Origin of the sequence: Plastoroseomonas arctica, from assembly GCF_018128965.1 — a bacterium.
Taxonomy (GTDB): domain Bacteria; phylum Pseudomonadota; class Alphaproteobacteria; order Acetobacterales; family Acetobacteraceae; genus Plastoroseomonas; species Plastoroseomonas arctica.
The window spans coordinates 76,565-89,809 of sequence record NZ_JAAEDH010000004.1 but is presented as its reverse complement, the minus strand read 5'-3'; the positions used below and the strand labels follow the sequence as shown (position 1 = coordinate 89,809).

Sequence of the window (13,245 nt, the reverse complement as noted above, 5' to 3'; positions counted from 1 at the left end):
ACTCTCATTCGGCGGAGCCTGACCATGGCGCTGAAGAACGCGAAGCGCGACCTCACGGTCGAAACCCTGCTCGGCCAAGGCAAGGATGACGACCACGATGATCCGCTGCTGCTGGCGCGCGTGACGGGGGCCGAGGGCATCTCCATGCCGTTCGCCTTCGAGCTGACGATGATCGGCAACGAGGCCAGCGTGATCGAGCCCGAGCAGCTGATCGGACGCCCCGCCGGTTTCGGTATCCGCAAGACGGCGATCGTCAACGGCGAGCAGGAGGACGGCCACTACATGCGCTTTGGGGTGTTCGAGACCTTCGAGCGCCTGGCCACGCTGCGCGGGCGGCGCATCTTTCGCGGCCGCTTCGTCCCCGCCTTCCGCATGACCGCCTATGAACAGCGCTACCGCGTCTTCGAGGACCGCACCCTGCTCGCCATCCTGCGTGAGGTGCTGGAGCCGTTTCCGCTGGTCGACCTGCGCACGAACCTGCTCGCGGACCTCGGCGATGCGCGCATCCCTTTCTGCGTGCAGTACAACGAGACCACCTTCGCCTTCGTCCACCGCCTGCTGGACCGCTTTGGCATTGCCTATCGCTTCGAGCACGAGGATACCAGCTCGGCGCCCAAGCCCGGCTTGCGGCGCGAGCGCATGGTGCTGTCCTTCCGCGACCATCGGCCGGACCATGTGGACCACACCATGCCGGTCCTGGGCGGCGAGGGTTCGGACAAGGCCGCGCCGGGCGCGCTGAACGGCAAGTCCGCGTTCGGCGTGCGCAGCTTTCGCCGCGCATTCAATATCGCGGCGCAGAATGCGCGCGTGGGCGATTTCAACATAATCGACCCGCAGCGGCCACCGGGGGGGCTCGCCGTAGTGCGCAAGGCCTACGCCTTCAGCGCGAACCGCATCGGCGTGCGCGCCGAGGCCTTTCCGGCCAGCGGCCTCGACCCGGCCGACCCAGACAACGTCGCGCGGCTGCGCATGCGGCAGAACGAGTCCAATGCAGCCTCCGCCTCGGGGCGCGCCTACGACACCAGCTTCCGCGCCGGGCGCATCTTCTTCACCGATGACGACCGCACGGGCTCGGGTGCGGAGAACCAGGCCTTCATCCTGCGCATCGTGGCGATCGATGCCTTCGACATCGTCGACGACCGTTCCATCGGCACGCGGATCCTCGACGTGATCGGCGGCCTGATCTTCGGCAACAATGATGGCGACGACCTGCTGGGCACCGCCGCGGAGCAGCTGCGCGACCGGATCAAGGGCGAGGTCGACAAGGGACGGGAGATCGTGAACTGGCTGCAGGCGAAGCAGGGAACCGCGAATCCCTCCGGCCTGCCGGGCTTCATCGCCGACAAGATCGGTCGCGCCGGCAGCGGCATCTTCGCCGGCATCACCGCCGCACTCCCTGCGGTGAAGGAGATCGGCAAGATCATCGACAGCTTGGTGAACAGCGGCTCCGGCTTCGCTTGCGCCTTCGAGGCGATCCCGATCTCGGCACCGCTGGACCCCGACCATTGGCCGACGCCGGCCGCCGCGCGGCCTGTCGCACATGGTCCGCATTTCGCACTCGTCGTCGGCCCGAAGGGCGTGCGAACGGATGATCAGGACATCTGGACCGATGCGCTTGGCCGGGTGCGCATCCGCTTTCCCTGGGACCAGGGCCCGCCTGGTGCCACGCCCGACACGCCGGCCGAGGATGGTCTCGCCACCGATCGGGTCACCGCCTGGGTGCGCGTGTCGGAAGGCTGGGCCGGCACGCGCTTCGGCAGCCAGTTCCTCCCGCGCATCGGGCAGGAGGTGGTGGTGAGCTTCATCGATGGCGACCCGGAGAAGCCGCTGGTGACCGGCCGCGTCTACAATGCCGGTAGCGGCCGCACGCACCTGCCCTTCCCAAGCACCGCCGCTGCGGCGCGCGCGCTGGAGCGCACTGAGGATCTGCGCGGGACCGAAACCTCGGCCGCGACGCGCAGCGGCATCCGCACGCGCAGCACGCCCCATGGCGAGGGCAAGCCGCGCTTCCATCTTCTGCGCTTCGAGGACAAGCGCGGGCAGGAACAACTGGTGCTGCGCGCCGAACACCGGCTCGACACCACCAGCACCGGCAGTCGCTATGACACGACGCATGGCAGCCGGCATACGCGCATCGGCGGCGGCAAGGCGGGGGCAGATGGCAGCTCCGGCGGCGGCGACTTCATCTCTGTGGGCGGCGAGATGGACCTCACCATTGGTGACGCCCGCTACACCGAGGTCACGACCGATGACCACCTGGTGATCAACGGCAACCAGGTGACCGGCGTCGGCGGCGGCAGCGCGCTTTCGGCAACCGTCATCATGCAGACCGCCGACACGATTTCGCTCGAAGCCAAGCACCGCATCCAGCTGGTGGTCGGCGGCGCGATGCTCGTGATCACGCCGGCGGGCGTCTTCACCAACGGTGCCATCCTCGACCACCAGGGCGCCTCCGCCCAGGACATGGCTTTGCCCGAGATCAGCCTGCCGTTGGGTGCGGCCGGGGCCGATCCCGGCGACCCGGCGGATTGGCTGGCGCGCCAGCCGAAGGGCGGCAGTGGCGGCGGGCGGCGCTCCTATCCGCTGCCGACCCACAAGGGGATGCAGGTCCGCGCCGGTGGGCCAAGCGGCACGCTGATCGCGGGCGGCGAGAGCGGTGGCGGCGGCGTGCTCATCGATGCCGGCGAGCCGCCGGATGCCGCATTCGTTGACCGGACGGTGCGCGACCTCCAGGACCTGCGCGACGATCCCGAGACCGCCGACGAGCTGGAGGAGGCCGAGCACCGCAAGCACCCGGTGGTGATCGCGGATGGCGACCTGACGACCGTCCAGCAGGGCCCGCATTCCCAGCCCGCCGATCCCCGCGGCGCCACCACCAAGGGCAAGCCCACCGGCCGGCTGGATGAGAATGGCGACCCGGAACTGGGCACCGGCACCGGCACGCCCACCATTGTCGATCTGGGCGTCGACCAGGGCGAGAACGACGAGGAGTCGACGGAGCGGCGCCGCAACATCGCCAAGACGCTCGAGGATGCCGAGAGTGACGATACGGGGACCGGGCCAGGCGCGCCGGCGCCGCCTGCCGAGAGGCGCGACCCCGACCTAATCCCGACGCCGGCGCTACCGCCTGCACCGCGGCCCGTGCCTCAGCCATACCTTCCTGATCCATGGGTGGATTGATGCTCGACATTCCCCGCGCGCCCTATGGCGACCTTCGCTTGACCTGCCGGCCTGATCGCGCCGACGGCCACCTGATCTTCCCCTACGAGGTCACCAATGCTGGCCCTGTGCCGCTTCTGGTGATGGATGCCTGGCCCAGGACCGTCGGCGGCCAGCAGAGCGCTGATGGCGATGTGGCGCAGGTGGTGATGCGCGAGGACGGCGTGGCAGTCATCGGGCGCTACGTCCCTGATGTGCCGCCGCTGATGCGCCTCGCCAACCGGTCGCTGCCGCTGTGCACCGTGCTGCGCCCGACAGAGACACTCACGCGCGAACTGCGCATTCCGCTGCCGCTCGCCGAGCAGAGCCCCTACCTGCCGGAGCTGCGCCTGAGCGGTTACGCGCAGCACGAGTTACGCGGGGTGCTGTTCGCCATAGGCTGGTGGCCGCTGTCGCAGCCGAACCTCATCGCCGGCCCCGCCGGGTTCGCACCCGAACTGCATGCGGTGGCGACGATCAACGCCATCCCCCCCGCGGGTGCGGCCACGCAGCTTTTCCCGACGTCGCGGCTGGAGATCCTGCGTCGCCGCGACGCCTTCCCACGCGAGGTTCCGGTGCATCCGGATCTGGCCTGACACTTCGAACGATACGGAAAGGATACCCATGCTTGAACATTCGCCCGGCGCCGCCGCGCCCGACGACACCGCCGATCGCATTGCGCCGCGATCTACGCCGGTCACCCCGCCCCAAGCCGGTGCCGTTGTGCGGTTCTGGCGCGATGCAGGCCCGTCGCTATGGTTCGCCAAGGACCCGGCCTTCGACCGCCACTTCCGCGACAGCTTCCTCGATCTGCACGAGGCGGCGTCGCGGGGCCTGCATGACGTTTGGCTGCGCACCGCCAAGGGCGCCCTGGGCCTGGTACTCCTGCTCGACCAGTTTCCGCGCAACGCATTCCGCGGCACGCCGCGCATGTACTCGACCGACGTGCACGCGCTGCGCATCGCCGGGGCCGCCGTCGACGCCGGCTACCATCGCGCCTTCGAACTGGAGCTTGCGATCTTCCTGTGCCTGCCCTTCGCCCATTCCGAGGCGCTGGCCGACCAGGAGCGCAGCGTGGCGCTGGCCCGGGAGCTGAACCATCCGGACATCGCCTACCCCTTGCGCTACCTCGACATCATCCGCCGATTCGGGCGCTTCCCGCATCGCAACCCGATCCTCGGCCGCGCGATGACGGCCGCGGAACAGGCCTATCTCGAAGGAGGCTTCTATGCCGGGTGAGCGGCTGCCGCGCGATGCAGACCCCCGCCGGGTCCTTCGCAACGAGCTGAACGGCGAGACCTTCCTGTTCCCCGCGGCGTGCGCGGACGCGGACAGCACCAGCTTCGACGTGCTGCTGGACAAGGACGGCTCAGGCGGCGGCAATGCGCTGAGCCATGTGCACCCGCTCGCGCGCGAGACCTTTGCGGTGCGCAGCGGACGGATCTGTGTGTTCATTGACGAGGTGCGCTGCATTGTGGGCCCCGGCGAGACGGTGAGCGTGCCGCCCGGCGTGCCGCATCATTTCCGCAATGTCGGCAATGGGGAGGCGGTGTTCACGGTGACCTTTACGCCTGCGCAGCATCACCGCGCCTTTTTCCAGACGTTCGCATTGCTCACGGAGCACAGGCCCGACTGGTTCTCCGGTACGGGCGATCCCGATATTCTGCTGACCGCGTTGATGCTCCACACCTACAGGGACCATCTCTACCTGAGCGGGCTGCCGGTCGGGCTGCAGAGGGTGCTGTTCGCCATCCTCGCACCCATCGCGCGCTTCAAGGGCTATCGGCTTGACGTTTCGGCGTCGAGCGAAGGCGCCGTCGCCAGTGCCGATTGGCGGACAGGGCCTCGCGCCGAGGCGGTTGCGCGGGCGGCGGATCTGTCGCGCCGCTAGCCGCCCACGATCACGAAGGGCGCCCAATAGGCCGGATGGCCCGCGATGCCGCCGCCTGCGCGCATCAGGGTCTGCATCGCATCACGCAGGTGTGCCGCGGGACGCGCACTCGGTTCACGGAGCTGCGCCGCGACAAAGGCCGTGGTCAGCACGACCGCCGCTTGGCTGTTCACCGCCCAGTGGCTCACCAGCAGCCGGCGCGCGCCGGATTGCAGAAATGCGCGCGCGAGTCCCGACAGTCCCTCGGCATAGGGTCCGCCCTCGGCGGCCGCCGTGTTGCAGGCCGAGAGCAGCACGAGGTCGGCATCCAGGCGAATTGCGGCCACGTCCGAGGCGGTCAGCAGGCCTTCGAACGGCACGTCCTCGTTGTTGGGCGTGAGGATGATCGCGGGCTCGACGAGGCCGGGCAGCTCGCCCGCCATCACCGCATGGGTCGCGAAGGCCAGGGTGCGGAACAGCTCCGGCCGCGCCTCCGCGACCCGGCGCTCCGTCGCATCCTGGCCCAGCAGCAGCGTGCTCTCCTCGGCGCCGAACAGCCCCGCCAGCGCGTGCAGCTCCGACGCCGTCTCGGGCAGGGCGGACAGGGCTGAGAGGCCGTCGCGCACCGAGGGCGGGATACCGCGATTGCCGCCCGACCCCGCGGCGTAGCGCGACAGCATCGGGTCGCCCACGCCGAGCAGCGCGCGGGGCGCCGTCGAGGCTTGGCGCGCGGCCCCCCGCACCGCCGTAATTGCGGCGAGCGACGGCAGGATGACGGTCGCGTAGCGGTCCATCAGCCAGCCGGCGCCGGGCATCGCCAGCAAATGCGGCGGCAGGCGCTGCAGCGCGCCGTCCGGCACGAGCATCATGTGGCTGATCCCGGCAAGCACGCCGGTCGCTTCGACCGGCGCGATTAGGGCGCGGTACAGCGCCTCCGCCGCATCCCGCGCGAACGCGGGGGGGCCATCGGGGCGGCCGAGGTCGAGGCTGGCGCGCACGCGGTCCACCAGCGCGGCCAGGCCGTCCCGGTCGATCGCGGCAGGCACCGCGATGGCCCGCTCCCTCGTGACCACCCAGACCAGCGTGCGGTCGTCGGCGATCAGCGGCGCCAGCACCGCCTCATCGGCCGCGAGCGCCTGGCGCACGGCATCGAGCCGCACCGGGCGGGGGCGGAGGAACTCCGCCAGCGTCGGGTTCGCCTCGCGAAGCGTGGCGGCGGCGGCCCGTAGCTGCTCCAGCTGGTCTGCGCGGAGTGCCTGGAGGGACCGCAATTCCGCCGCACCCTCCGGCCGCGCGGCGGCGCCGAGCACCAGCGCATCGGTCTGGCGCAGGCCCTCCGTCGTCTCGACCAGGGTGCGCAGCAGCGCCGCCTCCGCGCCCGACCCGGCCATGAGGCGCAGCGAGGAGCGACGCAGCGCCTCCCCCGCGCGCGAGATCAGCGAGGATTGGGAGGCGGCGAAGGCATCCTCCATCGCCCGCGGATCGAGGTCGGCCAAGCTGTGCAGCAGCATCGCCTGCGCCGCAAACAGAGCGCGCGCGTTGCGCTGCTGCGCCTCTCCCGCACCGCTCATCGCCTCGCCCGATGCGACGCGGTCCGAGAGCAGCGCCTGCGCGTGCCGGATCTGGTCGAGCGCGCCGCGCCGGTCGCCGGAGAGCGCGCGCAGCTCCGCCCGCGCTGTCAGCGCCTCGACCAGGCGCACCGTCCCCGCGCTACCCACCCGTTCGTATAGCGCGATGGAACGGTCGAGCGGCGGCGCGGCCTCGGTGTAGCGTCCCGCGCGCGTCAGCATCCGGCCGAGCCGCACGAGGGAGAAGCCCAGGTCGGGCGTCAGCGGGCCGCGCGTCGCCTCGAAGATGCCCTGGGCGCGGCGGTACAGGCCGGCGGCGACATCGACCTGGCCGCGGGATTCGGCGGCGCGGCCCAGCACGACCGTAGCCAGCGCCTCCGGGCGCCGGTCCAGAAGGGGTGCCGCGCGGAACACCGCGAGCGCGGCCCGCGCGCGCCGCTCGGCCGCGGCGGCAGATGCCGGCGAGTGCACCTCGAGCGCGGCCAGCTCGATCGCGGGCAGCTGCGCCTGCATGGCATCGGCCCCAAAGGCGGCGGCGGCGACCGCGATGCTGCGCGAGAGGAAGGCCCGCGCCGCGGCCGGCGCCCCGAGTTCGACATGGATGATGCCGAGCGTGTGCAGGGCGCGGCCGAAGGCCGGGTGCGCCTCGCCTAACGTGGCGCGATAGGCGTCGAGCGCGCGGAAGCCCGCCTCCGCCGCCTCGGGCTGCTGGCCGCGGTTGAAGCGGGACGTCGCGAGCAGGTGCAGCGCGTGGGCGCGCAGGATGGCCGGCGCCTCGACCTCGGCCAGGGCGTCCAGCACGGCCTCGGCGGCGACGAGGTCGGATTCGCGTAACAGCACCTGAGCGAGGGCCAGGCGCGCGATGGGGGCGAGCAGCGGATCGCCATCGGCGGCCTGGCGCGCGCGTTCTGCCGTCTGGCGCGCGGCCTCGGGCCGGCCGGCCTCCAGCTCCGCATTGGTCATGTTGACAAGGGCGCTGACCACCGGCTCTCCGGCGATGCCGGCGTCGAACAGCGCGTCGAGACTCGTCTTCAACGCGACCAGCGCCGGTTCGGGGCGGGCGAGTTCGGTGAGCGTGACGCCGAGCGTATTGGCCGCTTCGGCGGCGGCTGCGTCGTCGCGCCCGCGCAGGCCCGCGACCGCCTCGCGCAGCAGGGGCTCGGCGCCGCGCATGTCGCCCAGGCGTTCGTGAACGCGCGCGAACTCGCGCAGGAAGCGGGCGCGCAACACGGGGTCAGGCCGCAACTGCGCGAGGATGCGCGAGGCCGCGGCAATATGCGTGCGCGCGGCGTCGTGCCGCCCGGCGGCGAGCCCGGCGCGCGCCGCTTCCAGGCGAATGACCGCGAGGTCGAGCGAGGCCGGCGCGGGCCGGGCGATATAGGCGGCGAGTTCGCGCAGCGCCGCGTCCGGGCGGCCGCTTTCGCTTAAGGCACGGGCGCTGCGCAGGGTGGCTTCGGCGCTGGATGCCGGCGGCGCCGCGCCCTGCCCGCCCAGCGCGAGGGCAAGGAGCAGGATGGCAAGGGCGCGGCGGGTCACCGCGCCGCTACGGCACCCGCCGGCCGGCAAAGATGCCGTTGGCCGCGTAGCCGCTACCCGCGATGCCGAAGGCGCCACCGACCGAGGGCGGCGGCGTGCCGTTACCCGCCGTGCCGAAGAAGCCGCCCTGGACCACCAGCCGGCGGTCGCGCTGCCCGTCGAGCCCGCTGCCGGTGAAGATCGCGTTGCTCCCGAGCATAGCGATGCGGGCATTGTAGTCCCGCCCGTCATAGCTCGCGGCCAGGCGCCCGGTGCGGCTGCCGAAATCCCAGCTCTGCGTGAAGCCGCCCGCCGCCACGCGCACCGCGCCATTCTGCGCCGCGGTGCCGAGCATGCCGCCGGAATAGGTGAAGGTGCCCCGCAGATTGCTCAGCGTCGCGAAATCCACGGGACGGCCCGCCACCCAAAAACCTAGATTGGCGTGGTCGCGCCGCGTGCCGCCGCTGTCGTTCACGAGGTCGCCCAGGAACAAGCCCCAGGCCATGTCGCCATTGCTCGCGGGCATGGCAAAGCCCGGAACCGCGGCGAAGGCCTGTTGCAGATTCGCATCGGCGCTGACGAGTGCCGCGCCATCCGCGCGCGTGGTGACGCCATCGGCGGCGACCGTGCCGGGCCGCACGGCGGCGAAGGTGCCCGCCCCGATCCACGCCGAGGTGGGCTGGCCGGTATTCGGGTCGCGCGCGCCAAATTCCAACCGTTGAGTACCGCTCGCGCCATTGCTCGGCAGCGTGGCGAAGGGGTTCAGCGCCATCTGCCCCGGCGCACGCGGCGTGAGGTCGATGACGGCGGCGAATTCATTGGAGCCATCGGCGCGCTCAATGGCGATGCCGTAGCTTGGCGCGCTCACGCTGTGCAGGTTGATCTGGCCGCCCTGCGGCGTCTCGACGAACCCCGTCGCGAAGCCGAGGAAGCTGACCGCGCCACCTTGCGGCGCCACGTCGGCGGGGCGGGACTGGCCGGTGCGCGCGGTGACGTTGGTGGCGAGGCGCGTGAAGCCATAAGGGGACGCCGCACCGCCGAGCACCTCCACCGTGCCGGGCTGGCCGCCATCGCCGCCGGGCGCGCCGCGCCGAACATCTTGCTGGCCAATGGCGAGATGCCCCACCTGCTCACCCGATTCCGCCCCGTAGAACAGGTGCGCCTGGATGCCGGTGGCGTCAGTGCCCATCGAGCCGAAGCGCCCACCGATCGCCACAGGCCCGCCGCCAAGCCGCGCCGTGCCGACCGTGCTGCCGGACAGCACGAGGCTTACTCCGGACCGGTCCAGCGCGACGCCGCCGACCGAGACAGAGGCGGAGCTGCCGCCGCCCGGCGCGACCTCCAGATCGGCGCGCATGGCGACGTTTGGCGTCGCCGCGCTGCCGCTCGCGACAAGGAGGTGCGTGTCGGCACGTGGCGCCGCGCCGATGAAGGTACCCTCCGGTCGGAAGGCGTTGAAGCGGTTGAACAGGACGGGCTGGTTCGGGTCGCCGGGGCCGCGGAACTGCGCCTCGACGGTCTGCCCGGTGACGAGGCCGCCATTCGGGTACAGCCCGTCACTGATCGCGTAGCGCGTGACCTGGCCGGGGCCGGCGATGCCCGGCATGCCGGTGGCGGTGGCCGGCACCGGGGTGCCGCCAATGACGAAGTAGCGCTCACCTTCGGTCAACGTGCCCTGTGCGACCTGAGCAGCGAAGGCCGGGCTGCGCGCGGTGACGACGGTGTCGTAGATGAGCGTGAAGCGGGTGGGGGCGGGATTGGGCGGGGTGTTGCCCGCACGATTGTAGGCCACCGCACTCGGGTTGACGTTGCTGAAGTTGACGACCCGCGCCTCGGGCGGCGGGGTGCTCGCAAGGTATACCAGCGTCCCACCGCCATCGGGAAGCGTGGCGACCGTGCCGCGCCCATCGACGGTCCTCGCGAAGGTCGCCGGCGCCGTGATCGCGCCCGGCGACACATCGGCGGGCAGCGCGTGCAGCCCGGCCTCGAGGATGGTGCTGCGCTGGTAGGCCAGGATGCGCTGGCTCTGGCCGACGAAGCCCGCGGAGACGGTGTTCGTGCCCGGATCGAAGGTGTCGTAGTAGCTGGTGGTGCGCAGCGCCGCGTCGAAGCGGGCCGCGATCTCCGCCGCGCTGAGACCGTCCAGGCCGTAGGTCGTGAAGAAGGCGGGAGGCGTCGTGGTGCCGCCGAAATCCACATAGTAGGCGGTGTTGGGGAGGATATCGCGCGGGGTCGGCGCGGTCGGTCCGCCAGGCCCGCCGCGGAATCCAGGCAGCGTCACGGTCGCGAGCGGCGTGCCGCCACTGGTGACGTAGCTGGCGGACGGGGATCCGGTCGCGCTGACGCTCAGCCGCGGCACCGCCAGCACGTTCGTCCCGGCATTGTTCCCCGGCGCCGGCGCGAAGACGGAGAGCGTGACGAAGCCCAGATTTGCCACCAGATCCGAGGCGGCTGAGCGCCCCTCGCCAGGCCCCGCGAAGGCCCCGCCGACCACGCTCGCGCCGCCGGCGGTGGCCACGCGGCCGGCATCCAGACGCCCGGCCTGCGCGCCGCTCGCCTCGGCGGAAAACCGGCGCACGCGCCCGGTGCCCAGCGACTGGCGCGCCTCGATTCCGCCGAGCAATTGCGTATCCACGCTGCCCGCCACGGGCTGCGCGTTGAACCCCGTCGTCGTGCTGCCGAGCAGCGACGTCCCACCCCCCGCGATCGCGGAACCGGTGCCCGCGGCCGTGAGGTAGGCGCCCGTGCCGGTCGAGAATCCGCCCTGGCCTCCACCGCTGGCGCGGCCCGTATTGACCGCCAGTAGCGTCTCGCTGCGCTGGCGCCGCAGCTGCTGCTCCGCCGGCGGTGGCACCGTCTCGGCCTCGGCGGCCTCGCCTGGCGCTTCCGCACCCGCGCGCGGTGCAACGCCCTCCGGCACCTGCACCGGCGCGAAGGGCGCGAGGCTCGTCGCCATCTGGCCGCGTGTGCGGCGCTCCGGGCCGCCGCCATCCAGCGCGACCGCGAAGCCGGGTCGGCGGATCACCTCCTCCTCGCCGCCGTTGCGGCGGATGGTCACGCGCCTCCCGCTCAGCATCGTGGCGGCACCGTTCGGCCCGGCCTCGATCACTGCCGAGGCCCGTGTGACGCGCACCTCCGCAGCCGCGGTGCGGATCAGCAGGTCCACCCCATCGGAGGTACTGGCGCGCAGGCTGCCGCGGCTGGCCGCGCCGCTGATCACCAGGCGCCCGCCCTCGGACGCGATGCCCTGCAGGGTGAAATCCGCCCCGGCCTGGAGCACGACTGAACTGCCATCGCTGAACGCGATTTCCGTCCAGGTCCCGGGCGGGCTCTCCACCCGCATCCCGGGCGCCATGGGCATCGGCACGGTACGGTCGGCGCCGTTGGTCCCCCGCACCGCGCGGCCGCGCAGGATGAAGGCGCTGATCGCGCCCGGCGCCGCGGCGGGCCCAGCGGTGGGCGTCCGTGCCGCTTGCGGCACCTCCGGCATGCGCGGCGGGGCGCTGGGCGCAGCACTTGGCGCCGGCCGCGCCGCACCGCCGGTCTGAGCCGCTGCGTCGTGCCCGAACGCGAGGGCCGCGACCGATGCGAGAAGCGCGGCGCGGGAGGCGCGGCGGCAGACATGCTTCACAGCCATGATGGCATCTCCCTGTCCAAGGATCAGAAGCTGAGCCGGACGCCGAGCGTTACCGCGTGATTGTCGTAGCGGTAGATCGCGTAGCTGCTCTTCTGCGAGTACCACTCGTATTCGGCGGTCAGCGCGATCGTGCGCGTGATCGGGAAGACCGCGAGCAGCCCCGCCTCCCAGCGATTGTCGCGCCGGCTCTCGTCGGGGTTGATCGCGGGGTCGGGGTCGTCGAAGGCGGTTCGTCGGTATCCCGCCCGTGCGGATGCACCGATCGCGTAGGAGGGCACGATATTGACGGTGGTGGACGCTGCGAGGAAGGCGCCCCATCCGCTGCGCCGGTAATACTCACGCCGCGCATCGCCGCGCACCCCATAGACGCCCGCGGTGATCCGCGTCGCGTCATCCACCAGGTAGGCGACGGCGAAGCTCACGCTGTGCTCCGTGCCGGTGAAGTCGCGCGCGGTTGGGCGGAAATCGCTGTTCTCGTAGTTGCCCACGCGTGTGCTGCCGGTGAGTTCGAAGCTCCAGCGCGGCGGCAGGCGCAGCTCCAGGCTCGTGCCGCCGCCGAACAGGTTCGCATAAGTGCGCCCGCCATAGCCGAGCCAGCCGAGCGAGAGGAACGGACGGATGCCCAGCAGCGCGGCGCTGTCGCCGAAATCCGCGATCCCGATGCGCGGACCAGTGTCGAAGGTAACGAGGGAGAGGTCATAGGCGCGAGGAATCCGGTCGAAGCGCTGCTCGAAGGCGGAGAAGTTGGTCTCCCACGCACCTTCGCGCTGCAGGCCCAGATCATAGCGGTGCGACGCTCGCGCGCCGAGCACCAGGCTCCAGTCTGAACGGCCGCGCACGGGCGTGTTGATCTGGAAGAAATCCTGCAGCACCGGCACGAAGATCGGCACGGTGCCAAGCGAGGTGGCCTCGTTCGCATTGGTGTCGTAGCGCGCGCCGAGGAACAGGCTGACCTCGAGCAGGGAACGCGCCGAGGCGCGGTCCGCCTGGGCCTGCAGCGCGGCGGCGCGCGGCATCACCTCGGCGGGCATGTCGGGCGAGCGCAGCGCCTCGGTCGCAAACGCGCCGGCAAGGTCGGGCGAGCCCTCAGCCAGGCGCAGCGAGGCCAGTTCCAGGCGAATATTGTCCAGCGCGGGATTGATGCGCAGCACCCGTTCGAGCGCGACAATCGCCGCACGCGTCTCGCCGCGCGCCACCGCGATCCGCGCATAGCGCAGCGCGAGGTCGGGGTCGGCAGGGCGCGCCATCATCTCCGCGAAGGCGCGCTCGATCGGCACGTTCTCCTGCGCCACCAGGGGCTGCACGACCGCCATCATCAGGGCAGCCGCGAGGATCTGCGGTTTCCAGGTCACCACGCATGGCCTTTCAGCGTTTCGACGATCCGGCATTCGATGCAAACGCTGCCCGACCAGGGACGCGGTCGGCATCCTACGATTGGGGGAGGTGCGCGACGGAAG

The 13,245-nt window shown here is 71.6% G+C and carries 7 protein-coding genes; 4 read left to right on the top strand and 3 right to left on the bottom strand.

What is annotated here, in order from left to right; all coding sequences use genetic code 11:
• Positions 1-24 precede the first annotated feature (24 nt).
• From GXW79_RS05545 to GXW79_RS05530, 4 genes are read left to right on the top strand one after another with little or no spacing between them, the layout of a single operon-like run.
• A complete protein-coding gene (locus GXW79_RS05545; RefSeq protein ID WP_211873352.1) occupies positions 25-3,180 on the top strand; it encodes a type VI secretion system Vgr family protein in 3,156 nt (1,051 codons plus the stop codon).
• On the top strand, positions 3,180-3,794 hold the full coding sequence (locus tag GXW79_RS05540; protein ID WP_211873351.1) for a hypothetical protein: 615 nt from the start codon (positions 3,180-3,182) through the stop codon (positions 3,792-3,794). The genes GXW79_RS05545 and GXW79_RS05540 overlap by 1 nt, the downstream gene beginning before the upstream one ends.
• Before the next feature lie 28 nt (positions 3,795-3,822).
• Positions 3,823-4,437, top strand: coding sequence for a DUF924 family protein (locus tag GXW79_RS05535; RefSeq protein WP_211873350.1), 615 nt, complete (start codon positions 3,823-3,825; stop codon positions 4,435-4,437).
• Complete coding sequence (locus GXW79_RS05530) at positions 4,427-5,089, top strand: cupin domain-containing protein (RefSeq protein WP_211873349.1); 663 nt, start codon at positions 4,427-4,429, stop codon at positions 5,087-5,089. Before GXW79_RS05535 ends, GXW79_RS05530 begins: the two co-directional genes overlap by 11 nt.
• Here the strand turns inward: GXW79_RS05530 and GXW79_RS05525 are convergent.
• Genes GXW79_RS05525 through GXW79_RS05515 form a run of 3 tightly spaced genes read right to left on the bottom strand, consistent with a single transcriptional unit; the run spans position 5,086 to position 13,140 of the window.
• A complete protein-coding gene (locus GXW79_RS05525; RefSeq protein ID WP_211873348.1) occupies positions 5,086-8,172 on the bottom strand; it encodes a CHAT domain-containing tetratricopeptide repeat protein in 3,087 nt (1,028 codons plus the stop codon). The genes GXW79_RS05530 and GXW79_RS05525 overlap by 4 nt on opposite strands.
• A 7-nt stretch (positions 8,173-8,179) precedes the next feature.
• A complete protein-coding gene (locus GXW79_RS05520) occupies positions 8,180-11,788 on the bottom strand; it encodes a hypothetical protein (protein ID WP_211873347.1) in 3,609 nt (1,202 codons plus the stop codon).
• Positions 11,789-11,811: 23 nt separating this feature from the next.
• On the bottom strand, positions 11,812-13,140 hold the full coding sequence (locus GXW79_RS05515) for a surface lipoprotein assembly modifier (protein WP_211873346.1): 1,329 nt from the start codon (positions 13,138-13,140) through the stop codon (positions 11,812-11,814).
• Positions 13,141-13,245: the final 105 nt, after the last annotated feature.

Bases quoted from the DNA above. Each gene is read 5' to 3' on its own strand.
- GXW79_RS05535 (WP_211873350.1), top strand. From the start codon at position 3,823: ATGCTTGAACATTCGCCCGGCGCCGCCGCGCCCGACGACACCGCCGAT.
- GXW79_RS05545 (WP_211873352.1), top strand. From the start codon at position 25: ATGGCGCTGAAGAACGCGAAGCGCGACCTCACGGTCGAAACCCTGCTC.
- GXW79_RS05520 (WP_211873347.1), bottom strand. From the start codon at position 11,788: ATGGCTGTGAAGCATGTCTGCCGCCGCGCCTCCCGCGCCGCGCTTCTC.
- GXW79_RS05540 (WP_211873351.1), top strand. From the start codon at position 3,180: ATGCTCGACATTCCCCGCGCGCCCTATGGCGACCTTCGCTTGACCTGC.
- GXW79_RS05530 (WP_211873349.1), top strand. From the start codon at position 4,427: ATGCCGGGTGAGCGGCTGCCGCGCGATGCAGACCCCCGCCGGGTCCTT.